8 protein-coding genes are annotated in these 12945 nt (G+C 67.7%); 3 read left to right on the plus strand and 5 right to left on the minus strand.

Annotated features, from left to right (window positions below; all coding sequences use genetic code 11):
* Positions 1–140: 140 nt before the first annotated feature.
* The gene (locus ASG11_RS14340) at positions 141–2498 is read left to right on the plus strand and encodes a putative bifunctional diguanylate cyclase/phosphodiesterase (protein ID WP_055781552.1); all 2358 of its coding nucleotides are present in this window, start codon (positions 141–143) and stop codon (positions 2496–2498) included.
* A 185-nt stretch (positions 2499–2683) separates the two neighbouring features.
* Here ASG11_RS14340 and ASG11_RS14345 read toward each other — a convergent pair whose 3' ends face one another.
* From ASG11_RS14345 to ASG11_RS14365, 5 genes are read right to left on the minus strand one after another with little or no spacing between them, the layout of a single operon-like run.
* Positions 2684–3721 carry a sugar kinase gene (locus ASG11_RS14345; RefSeq protein WP_055781555.1) on the minus strand — a complete coding sequence of 346 codons (1038 nt, stop codon included), beginning with the start codon at positions 3719–3721 and terminating at the stop codon, positions 2684–2686.
* Complete coding sequence (locus tag ASG11_RS14350; RefSeq protein WP_055781558.1) at positions 3718–4872, minus strand: lactonase family protein; 1155 nt, start codon at positions 4870–4872, stop codon at positions 3718–3720. The genes ASG11_RS14345 and ASG11_RS14350 overlap by 4 nt, the downstream gene beginning before the upstream one ends.
* Positions 4872–6233: a GntT/GntP/DsdX family permease gene (locus ASG11_RS14355; protein WP_055781560.1), complete on the minus strand. Its 1362-nt coding sequence runs from the start codon at positions 6231–6233 to the stop codon at positions 4872–4874. Before ASG11_RS14355 ends, ASG11_RS14350 begins: the two co-directional genes overlap by 1 nt.
* 4 nt (positions 6234–6237) lie before the next feature.
* Positions 6238–6636, minus strand: a complete 399-nt coding sequence (locus ASG11_RS14360; protein WP_055781562.1) for a RidA family protein — start codon at positions 6634–6636, stop codon at positions 6238–6240.
* On the minus strand, positions 6633–8132 hold the full coding sequence (locus tag ASG11_RS14365) for an N-acyl-D-amino-acid deacylase family protein (protein WP_055781565.1): 1500 nt from the start codon (positions 8130–8132) through the stop codon (positions 6633–6635). Before ASG11_RS14365 ends, ASG11_RS14360 begins: the two co-directional genes overlap by 4 nt.
* Before the next feature lie 98 nt (positions 8133–8230).
* Between ASG11_RS14365 and ASG11_RS14370 the strand changes: the two genes are divergently transcribed.
* Positions 8231–9499 carry an amino acid deaminase gene (locus tag ASG11_RS14370; RefSeq protein ID WP_055781568.1) on the plus strand — a complete coding sequence of 423 codons (1269 nt, stop codon included), beginning with the start codon at positions 8231–8233 and terminating at the stop codon, positions 9497–9499.
* 257 nt (positions 9500–9756) lie between these two features.
* Positions 9757–12756, plus strand: a complete 3000-nt coding sequence (locus ASG11_RS14375) for a TonB-dependent receptor domain-containing protein (RefSeq protein WP_082472859.1) — start codon at positions 9757–9759, stop codon at positions 12754–12756.
* The last annotated feature ends 189 nt before the right edge of the window (positions 12757–12945 follow it).

Consider the following 12945-nt stretch of genomic DNA (forward strand, 5'->3'; position numbering starts at 1 on the left):
ACCATCCATTTTGGCCACTGACCGCGCCTGGATGCTGAAACAAGTTCAGCATGACGAATGGTCGGAAACCCGGCAAATAATTCCGCCGCCCCCCGCATCTCTAACGATATTCTAACCACCCGCGCCCTACCCTTGCGCCCGTGAGTATCAAGTCCACCCCCCAGTTCGCCGCGCCGCGTATCGATGCGCGCGCCCTTCTCGGTCTCTACGATCCGGCGGACTCGACGGATTGGGGGCCGATTCGCGCCGCTCAGCTCAATTCCGGCCGTCAGCTCGCTTTGTTCCTGCTCGCCGCCAACGTGTTCGGCGCGGCGATCGTCACGCTGATCCTCGCGCCGCTCGTCCCGCTCTGGCAGCTCGCCACCTGGGGCGCGCTTACCGCCGCGGTCGCCGCCGCCGTCGCCTTCCGCCGCCTCTCCTCGCGCCATCGGGTCGAGAACAGCGCGTCGCTGCGCGACGTGCGCGCCACCGTGTTCGACGGCATCGCGCTGGCGATCATCTGGTCCGTGCCGCCGCTCGCCTTCGGCCTCCGGACGGACGCCAGCGCCGCCTTGGGCCTGTGGATCGTGCTGTCGATCCTCATGGCGTCCTCCGCCATCGCCATGGCCGCGCTGCCGCTCGCCACGATGAGTTTTCTCGGCATTCTCGGCCTCGCGATCGCCGCGATGCTCTGGTCGGTAGACGGCCCGCTGTTCGCCGCCGCCACCTTGTTCTTCTCCACCTTGTTGATGATCGGCTGTTTCGCGCGCGGCCGCGCGCTCGTCCTGATCCGCGCCGGGGAGATCGCGCTCGCCGAACGCGACGAGACCGTCAGCATGTTGCTGCGCGAGTTCGAGGAAACCGGTGCCGACTGGCTGTGGGAGACCGACGCGCAGCGCCGCATCGTCCGCGCCTCGCCGCGCTTCGCCTTCTCGGTCGGGCTCGATCCGATCACGATCAACGGCATGCCCTTCCTGCAACTGCTCGCCGGGCCGACCTGGGAAGAGGGCAATTTCACCTCCGCCCTGCGCATGCTCGCCGAGAAGCTCAAGGGCCGCGAGGCGTTCCGCGATCTGCTGCTGCCGATCACCGTGCAGGGCGAGGAACGCTGGTGGGAGATCGCCGCCTCCCCGCGCTATGACGATCGCGGCGCGTTCATCGGCTTTCGCGGCGTCGGCTCCGACGTTACCGAACAGCGCGCCTCCGCCGACAAGATCAACAGGATGGCGCGCTTCGACACGCTCACCGGCCTGCCCAACCGCCTGCTGATCCACGAGACGCTCGGCCGCGCCATGGCCGAGGCCGACAAATGGGGCAGCCGCTGCGCCTTCATGATGATCGATCTCGATCGTTTCAAGGCGATCAACGACACGCTCGGCCACCCGATCGGCGATCGCCTGCTCGGCCGCGTCTCCGAACGGCTCGGCCAGCTCATCACCGAGAACGAGATGATCGGCCGGCTCGGTGGCGACGAATTCGCCGTCGTCGTGCGCGATGCCAGCGATCCCGCGCGCGTCGAACAGCTCGCCCGCGTCATCATCGAGACGCTTTCGCGCCCCTACGAACTCGACGCGCACACCCTGTTCATCGGTGCCAGCATCGGCATCGCCACCGGGCCGCGCGACGGGCGTACGGCCGAGATGCTGATCCGCTCCGCCGATCTCGCATTGTATCGCTCGAAGGATGCCGGCGGCGGCACCTATCACAGTTACGAACCGCAATTGCATGTCGCGGCGGAGGAACGCCGCGTGCTCGAAATGGCCTTGCGCCAGGCGCTCAAGAACGGCGAGATGCACCTGAACTACCAGCCGGTCGTCGCCGCCGACACCGGCGCGCTGACCGGGTTCGAGGCGCTGCTACGCTGGACGCACCCGCAGCTCGGCACCATCTCGCCGGTCAAGTTCATCCCGCTGGCCGAGGATGCGCGCATGATCGCGCCGATCGGCGAATGGGTGCTCCGCACCGCCTGCGACGAGGCCGCGCGCTGGGCCAATCCGGCGCGCGTCGCGGTCAACGTCTCGCCCGAACAGCTCCACAACCCGAACTTCGTCACGATCGTCGCCTCGGCGCTGGCCAATAGCGGCCTGCCCGCCGATCGCCTCGAACTCGAAGTGACCGAAAGCGTGTTCATGAAGGAAGGCACCTGCGCCACGCAGGTGCTGGAGAAGATCCTCGATCTCGGCGTGCGCCTCAGCCTCGACGATTTCGGCACCGGCTATTCGTCGCTCGGCTATCTCAGCCGCACCCGCTTCTCCTCGATCAAGATCGACCGCAGCTTCGTCACCCAGGCGTCGAAGGGCGTGCGCGAGGCGATCGCGATCATCCGCGCCGTCGTCGCGCTCGCGCAGAGCCTCGACATGGCGACAACCGCCGAGGGCGTCGAGACCGAGGCCGAACACCGCATGGTCCAGGATCTCGGCTGCACCAAGGTCCAGGGTTATTATTTCGGCCGCCCCCTGCCCGTCGAGGAAGCCCGCGCCATCGCCAATCGCGGCTTCGACGCGGCGGCGGCCGCCTGAAGAGCTTAACGGCGTTAAAAAATAGAACCGTTCGTGCTGAGCCTGTCGAAGCACGTGCCCCACGACCTCATCGTGCGCCTGAAACACGTCCCTCGACATGCTCGGGACGAACGGAGAGGCGTGGTTCAACCTGACGTCATCAGTCTCGAGAATATGATCCGATGCCGTCGGCAGAGGACCTGCGCTCAGCGGCGCAGATCGACCTCGCCGCTCGAAAAGGCCGCCAGTCGCACACGATCGACCGACGCCGCGTCGCCCCTCTGGCTGTGTTTCAGACAGGTGAGCGCAAGCCCGTCTGCCGCGGCCCGGTCGATCGTCTCGCCGGTCAGCAGGGCGTGCAGCACGCCGGCGGCGAACGCGTCGCCCGCGCCGATGCGATCCACGATCCCCTCGACCGCCTGGATCGGCGTCGCGACCACGCGGCTCCGGCTGTCGATCCGCGCGGACAGCAGATTGCGTTCGACCGTTTCCGCCCGGCGAGTCGTCGATGCGATCAACCTGAGTTGCGGGAAGGCCGCGAACACCGCGTCGGCCGCCGCGCCGGCGCGCGCCGCATCGTCGTCGAAACGTGTGCCGAGGATCAACGCCGCATCGCGGTGATCGCCGAAGAAGATATCCGCCTGCCCCAGCACGGCGCGGAGCAGGACCGCCGGATCTTCCTCGCGATCGCGCCACAATTGCGGGCGGAAATTGCCGTCGAATGACACCAGCACGCCCATCGCCCGCGCCGTCGCCACCGCCGCCAGCACCGCATCGGCCGAGGCCTGCCCGACCGCCAGCGAAATGCCCGAAACATGCAGCAGATCGGCACCGGCCAGCGCCACCGACCAGTCGGTCTCGCTCCAGTCGGTCGCCGCGAACACGCTGGCCGCGCGATCGTACAGGATCGTCGTGGGGCGCAACGACGCGCCCGTCGCGGCGAAATACAGGCCCATCCGGCCCTCTTCCCGCCGCACATGCCCGATTCCCACGCCGCGCGCGCGCAGATGGGTCAGCGCGCGGTCGCCCAGCGCATCGCTGGGCAGCGCGGTGATCATGTCCGCCCGGTGTCCGAGCCACGCCAGCGCCGCCGCGACGTTCGCCTCCGCTCCGCCGACATGCAGGTCGAGCGCGGTCGCGAAGGCGAGCTCGTCCTGCGCCTGAGTCGCCAGCCGGACGAGCATCTCGCCGAAGCACACCACGTGCGCGGCACGGCGTGGCGGACAGATCGTATCGTCGGTCATGGCTGGCCCTCGATGGTCTTGGTCGGAATGCGGGCGATGAACGCCGGGGCGGGTATAGCGATCGACGCCCCCGTCGCGCGCAGCCGGCCATCGGCCGCGATCGCCAACGCCGTCACGTCGCCCGAACGCTGGTTGGCGACCAGCAACCGCTTGGTCGCCTCGATCAACAGGAAGTGGCGCGGCCATCGCCCGCCGGTCGCGACATGCTCGATCGCGTCGATCCGCCCGTCGGCGGCGACCGCGAACACCGCGATGCTGTCATGTCCGCGATTCGACACGTACAGGCGGTCGCCCGCACGGTTGATCGCGATCTCGGCGGGATAGTTGGTGCCGGTGAAACCGGCCGGCAGCGTCGACAGCGTCTGGCGCGCGACGAACCGCCCGCCGCCCGCGCTGTCGAGCACCGTCACCTCACTGCGCAGCTCGCTCAGCAGGAACGCCTGCGCACGGCGCGGATGAAGCGTCATATGGCGCGGGCCGGTCCCCGGCGGCGCGCGATACGACACGATCGGCTGGCCGATCGCGCTCCTCAGATCCCCATTGCTTAAAGCATAGCCGAACACCGCATCGGCCCCGAGGTCGACCGCATGCAGCCAGCGGCCATCGGGGCTGAATCCCACCCAATGCGCATGCGGCCCGCGCTGCCGCGCGTTCGGGCCGAAGCCGGTATGGGTCTGCACCACCGGCGATCCAAGCAGTGCGCCGTTGGCCGGATCGATCCCGATCACCGCCACGCCGCCGTCGGTGTAATGCGCGATGGCGATCCGGCGATGGCGCGGATCGATCGCGATATGGCAGGGATCGGCCCCGCCGGTCGCCATCGCCACCCGCCGCATTGGATCGCCCGGACGATACTCCGCGACGGCTCCGGCGCTCTGCTCGTCGATCAGATAATGGCAATCGTGGCGCGGATCGTACGCCCCGAACGAGGCATTGGCATAAGTCGGCAGCGGCGCGCCCAGCGCCCAGCTGTCCCGGCCGGGATCGTACGACAGAGGATAGAGTCCGCCGCCGCCCTCGCTTTCGTAGGTCCCGACGATCAGCCGCACCACGGGGTCCGGCCGGCCGGCAGCGGCAAGCGGCGCGGCGAGCAAGGCGCCCGCCCCCATGCCGATCAGGCCGCGTCGCGTGACTTCATGGTCGATCGTCATCAGCCCAGCACTACCGACAGCGCCAGCGTGAACCCCAGAGCGAGGACCGAGATCAAGGTTTCGCATACCGTCCAGGTCTTTAGCGTATCCGCGATCGACAGGCCGAAATATTGCTTCACCAGCCAGAAGCCGCCGTCATTGACATGGCTCAGCACCAGCGATCCCGCCCCCGTCGTTAGCACCAGCAGTTCCGGCCGCGTGCCCGCCACCGCCTTGGCGAGCGGCGCGACGATGCCCGCGGCGGTCGCCATCGCCACCGTCGCGGAGCCGGTCGCCACGCGCAGCATCGCCGCGACCAGCCAGCCGAGCAGCAGCACCGGGACGTGCACCGTCCCTGCCTGCGCGATGATCGCCTCCGACACGCCGCCGTCCATCAGGATCCGCCCGAAGCCCGCGCCCGCCCCGACGATCAGCGTGATCCCGGCGGTCGGCCCGAGACATTCGTTGCAGAAGCGCAGGATCGTCTCGCGATCGAACCCCCGGCCGAAGCCGAACGTCCAGAAGCTGAGCAACACCGCGAGCAGCAGCGCGACGACCGAATTGCCGATCAGCTTGAGCGCGCCGTACAGCGCCGTGCCGGCGGCCGCGAACAGTTCGACGGAACTGCCGAGCAGCATCAGCCCGACCGGCAGCAGCAGCGTCAGCAAGGTGATCCCGAAGCCGGGCGCCCCGCCCGCCGGCACCCGCGCCGCGCCCACCGGTGCCTCGCCGCCGATCGCCGCGGGCTCGCTCGCCTGCACATACGGCGCGATGATCCGGGTGAATAGCGGCCCGGCGATGATCGCGGTCGGCACGCCGACGATGATCGCGAACAGGATCGTCCGGCCGATATCCGCCTCGTAGGCCGTGACGGCGAGCAACGCGGCCGGGTGCGGGGGCACGAGGCCGTGGACCACCGACAGGCCCGCCGCCATCGGCAGCCCGGCCTTGATCAGCGGCGTGCCGGTCTGCCGCGCCACGGTGAACACGATCGGCACGAGCAGCACGAAGCCGACCTCGAAGAACACCGGCAGCCCGACGAGGAAGGCGATCGTCATCATCGCCCAGTCGATCCGCTTCGGCCCGAAGGCGGAGACCAGAGTGTCGGCGATCCGCGTCGCCCCGCCGGATTCGACCATCATCTTGCCCAGCATCGTGCCGAGGGCGACGACGAGCGCGAGGTGGCCGAGCGTGTTGCCCACACCCGTCTCGAACGCCTTCACCACCCCGGCCGGGGGCATGCCGATCGCCAGCGCGAGCAGCAGCGACACCAGCACCAGCGCGATGAACGGATTGAGCCTGACCCACGCGATCAGCGCGATCAGCGCGGCCACGGCGACCGTGCCGTAGACGATCAGCAGCGATCCCGTGACCGGCGCCATGCGCTCAGCCCTTCTTCCAGGCGACGCAATCCACCTCGACCTTGCAGTCGACCACCATGCTCGACACCACGCAGGCGCGCGCCGGCGGGTTGGCGCCGAAATATTCCATGAACACGCGGTTGAACGACATGAAGTCGCGCGGATCGTCGATCCACACGCCGCAGCGCACGACGTCCTCCGGCCCGTAGCCCGCCTCGGCCAGGATCGCGAGCACGTTGCGGATCGCCTGATGCGATTGCGCGACGATGCCGCCCTCGATGATCTCGCCATCGACCATCGGCACCTGTCCCGATACGAACAGCCAGCCGTCGGCCGCGACCGCGCGTGCGAACGGCAGGTGCTGGCCGCCCGTGCCCTTGCCGCCTTCGACGCCGAAGCGTTTCAAGCCATTGGTCTCGGTCATTGCACAGTCTCCTGATGTGAAAGGTGAGCGGGGGTCGAATGCGGCGCGCGCGGCAGGAACCGGCCCGCGCGCGCGCCGGTGGCGACGCCGCGATCCAGCGACAGCATGCCGTTCACCCAGACGCCGACGATGCCGCGCGCGGCCTGCATCGGATCCTCGAACGTCGCGGCGTCGCCGACCGTCGCGGGATCGAACAGCACGAGATCGGCGGCATGGCCTTCGCGGACATAGCCCCGCCCCGCCAGCCGGAAACGATCCGCCGACAGGCCGGTCATCTTGCGCACCGCCGTCGCCAGCGGGAACAGCCCGCGATCGCGCGCATAATGGCCCAGCACGCGGGGGAAGGCCCCCCACAGCCGGGGATGTGGTCGCGGATCGTTGGGCAGGCCATCGGTTCCGATCATCGTCGCGGGGTGCGCCAGGATGCGCTCGACGTCGCGGTCGGCCATGCAATGATAGACCGCGCCCGCCGGTTGCAGCCGCACCGCCGCCGCGAGCAGGTCGACGCCCCAGTCCGCCGCGATGTCGGACAGCATCCGCCCCGCCTGCCCCGGCTCGGGATCGGACCAGGTGATCAGGATCGGCGTCTCCGGCACGACCTGCTTCAGGTCCAGCGTCGAGGCGCTGGCGGTATAGGGATAGCAGTCGCAGCCCACCGGAGACTCCGCCCCGGCCCGCTCGATCGCCGCCAGCACGTCGGCGCTGCGGCCATGATTTCCCGCGCCGGCACATTTCAGGTGCGATACGACCACCGGACTGGCGGCCCGGCGACCGATCGCGAACGCCTCGTCCAGCGCGTCCAGGATCCCGGCGGTCTCGTCGCGCAGATGCGTGGCATAGAGGCCGCCCGCCTCGGCCAGCACGGCGGCCAGCGCCTGCACCTCGGCGGTCGGCGCGGCATGGGCATTGGCATAAGCGAGGCCGGTCGACAGGCCGATCGCCCCGGCACCCAGCGCCGCGACCAGATCAACGCGCATCGCCGCGATCTCCTCCGCCGTGGCGGCGCGGTCGAAGCGATCCATGTGCGCGGACCGCAAGGCGGTATGGCCGACCAGCGCCGCCACGTTCACCGCCGGCCGCGCCGCATCGATCCCGGCGCGGTAGCTCGCGAAATCGGGATAGCGGAATTCCTCCGCCGCGCCGAGCAGGTTCATCGGATCGGGCGGCGTCGTCCCCGGGGTCTGCACCCCGGCCCCGGCGCTGATCCCGCAATTGCCGACGATCACCGTCGTCACGCCCTGCGACAGTTTCTCGATCATCTGCGGGCGCGCGATCGCGGCGAGATCGTCATGCGTGTGGACGTCGATGAAGCCGGGTGCCAGCACCAGGCCATTGCCCTCGACCCGCGTCCGGCCGGACAAGCTGTGCGGCGGCGCGATCAGGGTGATCACGCCGGCATCGATCCCTATATCGGCGTCATAGCTGGGATTGCCCGATCCATCGTGAACGGTCGCGCCGGCAATCACCAGATCCGCATCCACCGCGCGATCCGACATCTTACGAGCCCCTTTCTCGAACATGTATTAGATTGGTATATACGGGATAAGCAATATACCATACCAAATTCCTTATAGCGCAACGATGGGGAACGAAGATGCAATCGCGCCTTTTTGACGACGTGCTGGCCAAGGGGAATGCGGTCGACGCAGCGGCGTTCGCTGAGGGCCGCGCGGATCCGGCCGTCGACATTCTCGCCGGCGACGTATCGATGCCGGTTGCGATCCTGCTCGAATCGCGGATCGCGCATAACCTGCGCTGGATGCAGGATTTCGTCGATGCTTACGGCCTGAACCTCGCACCGCACGGCAAGACGACGATGGCCCCGGCGCTGTTCCGGCGGCAGCTCGATGCCGGCGCGTGGGGCATCACCGTGGCGACCGCGCATCAGGCGCAGGTCGCCGCCGCGCATGGCGTGAGGCGGATCCTGATCGCCAACCAGGTCGTCGGGCGCGGCAATCTCGCGATCCTGGCAGGGCTGTCGCGCGATCCGGACACGACGATCTTCTGCCTCGTCGATTCGGCCGCCGGGGTCGAACAGCTCGCCGCCGCGATGCGCGACCATGACGCGACGATCGACGTGCTGCTCGAACTCGCGCCGGCTCCCGATCAGGGCGGATACCGCACCGGCGTGCGCGACGCGGCGCAGCAGGCGACTACGCTCGCGGCGATCGCGGCGGCCAGCCCCCGGGTCCGGCTGGCGGGGGTCGAACTCTATGAAGGCGTGCTGGCCGACGAAGCGGAAATTCGCACGTTTCTGCGCCGCGCCGTGCGGACCGTGGGCGATATCGCCCGGAACGGCGGCTTCGCCCGCACCCCGGCGATCCTGTCCGGTGCCGGATCGGCCTGGTACGATATCGTCGCCGAGGAATTCGCCCGCGCACCCGCCGATCCGCCGGTCGAGATCGTCCTCCGCCCCGGCTGCTACCTCAGCCACGATGCCGGCCTCTATCGCACCGCGCAGGACGAGATCCTCGCGCGCAATCCGGTCGCGGCGCGCATGCGCGAAGGGCTGTTGCCCGCGCTGCAGATCTGGGCCTGCGTCCAGTCCCGCCCCGATCCCGCACGCGCGGTCGTCGCGATGGGCAAGCGCGACGTCGCGTTCGACGCCGGGCTGCCCATGCCGAGGCTGCACTTCCGCCCCGGTCGCGACACCGCGCCGGTCCCCGCCCCCGCTAATTGGACGATTACCGGGCTGATGGACCAGCATGCCTATATGTCGCTCGCCGGGGACGACGACGTCCGGGTCGGCGACCTGCTCGGCTTCGACGTGTCGCATCCCTGCCTCACGTTCGACAAATGGCGCCAGCTGCTCGTCGTCGACGATGCCTATCGCGTTCGCGATGTCGTGAAGACGTTCTTCTGACAGCGGCCGGGCGGCGCGCGAGCCGAACGGCACGCGTCGCCGAGACCGGTCAGCCCGCCATTGGTATCGTCCATATTGGACCGATGCTCCAAGAATTAGCGTTCAACCGTTTTGTTTGAGCGACGAACTGATATGGGAGCGCTATCATAGAGACCAATTGTGTGTTTCTTATGACCAATTGGTTCAGACGCTCCGAATGCGCACCGGCACCGTAGATATACGGGCCAGCGACCGACGGGCAAAAGGGGGTAGCGACGATGGCATTACGGTATCTGGCATCCACATTGGCGCTGGCAACCAGCCTGGCCACGATCGCTCCGGCCGTCGCGCAGACCGCGCCGGCGACCGACGCGATGCAGCCCACGCTCGGCGAAGACGCGACGACCCAGGCCGAACCGGCGGATTCCGAAAGCGTCATCGTCACCGGCACCCGCATCAGCCGCCCGAACCTGAAATCCGCCAGCCCGATCCTCACGATCGGCGCGGCCGAGATCAAGGCGCAGGGCGCGGTGAACCTGGAGGAGGTGACGAACCGCCTCGGCCAGGTGCAGCCGGACGCGCAACAGAATTACCAGCAGAGCAACGGCCAGCAGCGTGGCGCGAAGCTGCGCGGGCTGGACTTCAACCGCACCCTGTCGCTCCTCAACGGTCAGCGCATCGCGGGCGCGGAATCGGTCGATATCAACCTGATCCCGACCTCGCTGGTCGAGCGGATCGACATCCTGACCGGCGGTGCGTCCTCGGTCTATGGTTCGGACGCGGTCGCCGGCGTGGTGAACTACATCACCAAGAAGGATTTCACCGGCCTCCAGCTGTCGGCCAGTTACAGCGTCTATAACCACACCAACCGCGACAACGTGTCCACGCCGGTGGCCAAGGCGTTCGGCATCACCACGCCCACCGGCAACACCACCGACGGCGGTCGTGCCGATCTCATCGCGACGTTCGGCCACAACTTCCTCGAAGACCGGCTCAACGTCTCGGTCTTCGGCGAATATCGTCATGCCGATGGCGTCGTCTTCGCCGACCGCGATTCCTCGGGCTGTCAGCTCCGGCGCGACACCGGCAATCCGCTGCGGGTCAACAACCTGATCTGCGGCGGCACCACGCAAGGTCCGAACGGAACGTTGGCGATCAACGGCCAGAACTATTCCAACCTCCCCGGCAGCCCCGGCACCTTCGTCCTGTCGTCGACGCTGCCCCAGTATCAGAACCAGGCGCAACGCTTCGCCGCGCGCCCGTACGAGCGCTACAATGCCGGCGGCTTCGTCAACTTCAAGGCATCGCCGGCGGCGGAAATCTCCGCCAGCCTGCTGTACCTGCGCGACAAGTCCTATAACCGGCTGTTCGGCCCCTACATCCAGGGCGGAACGTATCAGATCAATTGCAACAACCCGTTCCTGTCCGCTTCGCAGGCGCAGACGATCTGCGGTGCCAATGCCGGAAGCGCCACCGTCACCGTGCCCGTCGGCGTCAATTACGGCTTCCCCGGCCTGGCCGGCGATCGTGACCGCGAGACGTTCACGAACACGCAGACCCGCGCCTCGCTCGGCGTCCGGGGCGAGATCGCCGAGGGCTGGCACTATGACGTCGCCGGCGTCTACGACCAGAGCCGCCAATTGTGGGAGCCGGGCGGCAACAACGTGACCGCCAACGTCCAGAAGGCGCTGGACGTCGTCAGCGTGAACGGCGTGCCGACCTGCCGCTCGGTGGTCAACGGCACCGATCCGGCCTGCGTCCCGCTCAACATCTTCACGGCCAACAATCCGGGCAGCGCGGCGCTAAGCAACTATCTGTTCAACGCCGGTCTCGGCCGCAGCGATCTGCGGGCGAAATTCTGGGATGTCACCGCCAACCTGACCGCCGATTTCACCCGCTACGGCATCCGCTCGCCCTTCGCCGAACAGGGGCTCGCGGTGGCCGTCGGCGCCGAATATCGCAAGATGCAGGAAGGCGAGACACGCAACCAGCGTTTCATCGACGTATATGGCGGCGTTGCCAGCCGTTTCGCCAAGCAGGACGTGGTCGAGGGCAACATCGAAGCGCAGTTGCCGCTGCTCCAGAACGTGTCGTTCGCGAAGCTGCTGCAGGTCAACGGCGGCTATCGCCTGTCCAAGTACAGCACCAATTCGCAGACCTTCAACACGTGGAAGATCGAAGGCGTCTATTCCCCGACCCCCGACATCGAATTCCGCTACAGCCGAAACCGCGCCGCGCGCGCGCCTGGCCTGCGCGAAGCCGATCAGACGGTGGGTTTCCAGAACGCCACGATCGTCGATCCGTGCGCCAGCGTCAGCGGTGTCGCGCCCCGGGCCAGCCTGGCGGCGTGCCGCCTCACCGGTCTGCCCGACAATCTCTATGGCAGCGCGATCGCTCCGGGTCTGCCCGGCAGCATCCGGTGCATCGACGACGTGTGCCGTCAGCGCAACAACGGTTCGCCGATCTCGCCGGAAGATGCGCGTACCACCACCTTCGGTGTGGTGCTGACGCCCCGCTTCCTGCCGCACTTCACGCTGTCGGTCGACCGCTACAAGATCCAGGTCAACAACATCATCAGCTATCTCGGCGCGAGCTTCGCCGTCGATGGCTGCGTCCTCACAGGCGACGCATATTATTGCAGCCGGCTCGTGCGTGATCCCGTAACCTACCAGCTTACGAGCACCAGCACGACCGCAGGCTATATCCAGGGCGGCAACCTCAACGCCTATCGCCTCTATGCCAGCGGCTACGACTTCCAGGCCCAATATTCACTGGGGCTGGGCGCGACCGCCGGGAAGCTCGATTTCCTGATGAACGGTACGCTGGCGACCGATCAGGGCAGCCAGGCCGCGGTCAACCAGGTGCGTCTCAACTGTGTCGGCTATTTCGGAGGTGCGTGCAGTCAGCCGGCCCCGCGCTGGGTGCATAATTTCCGCACCACCTATACGACCAGCGACGGCGTCTTCAACGCCTCGGTCGCCTGGCGTTATATCGACGCCGTCAAGGCAGGGCAGAATGGCGGTCCGGGAACCACGGCGACCTCGGCGACGGTCAGCGATTTCACCCGCATCCCGGTCTACAATTACTTCGATCTCGCGCTGGGGGTGAACATCGCACAGCGCTTCAGGCTGAACGCATCGGTCAACAACATTCTCGACAAGCAGCAGCCGATCCTGGCCAACACCTACGATTATGCCCTGTCGCGCGGCAACACGATCCCGCAGCGTTACGACACGTTCGGCCGCACGATCACGATCGGGGTGACCACCAACTTCTGATCGGTCCTTTCGCCGATCGGGACGTCGCCGTCCGCAAGCTCCTCCCCTGTAGCTTGCGGACGGCGTTTTTTTGCGCGCGTCCCATGGGGCAAGCCAGCTCGGCGGACCCAGACCCCCGGACCCAGATCACCGCACATAGAAAAAGGCCCGCGCCGCCACCCCGTCGGGCAGCGGCACGGGCCTTGCCTT

The sequence above is a fragment of the Sphingomonas sp. Leaf357 genome (genome assembly GCF_001423845.1).
In the GTDB taxonomy this organism is placed as follows: domain Bacteria; phylum Pseudomonadota; class Alphaproteobacteria; order Sphingomonadales; family Sphingomonadaceae; genus Sphingomonas.

Coding starts and splice junctions, on each gene's coding strand:
- ASG11_RS14345 (WP_055781555.1), bottom strand. CDS start 3,721: ATGACCGACGATACGATCTGTCCGCCACGCCGTGCCGCGCACGTGGTG.
- ASG11_RS14350 (WP_055781558.1), bottom strand. CDS start 4,872: ATGACGATCGACCATGAAGTCACGCGACGCGGCCTGATCGGCATGGGG.
- ASG11_RS14355 (WP_055781560.1), bottom strand. CDS start 6,233: ATGGCGCCGGTCACGGGATCGCTGCTGATCGTCTACGGCACGGTCGCC.
- ASG11_RS14360 (WP_055781562.1), bottom strand. CDS start 6,636: ATGACCGAGACCAATGGCTTGAAACGCTTCGGCGTCGAAGGCGGCAAG.
- ASG11_RS14365 (WP_055781565.1), bottom strand. CDS start 8,132: ATGTCGGATCGCGCGGTGGATGCGGATCTGGTGATTGCCGGCGCGACC.
- ASG11_RS14370 (WP_055781568.1), top strand. CDS start 8,231: ATGCAATCGCGCCTTTTTGACGACGTGCTGGCCAAGGGGAATGCGGTC.
- ASG11_RS14375 (WP_082472859.1), top strand. CDS start 9,757: ATGGCATTACGGTATCTGGCATCCACATTGGCGCTGGCAACCAGCCTG.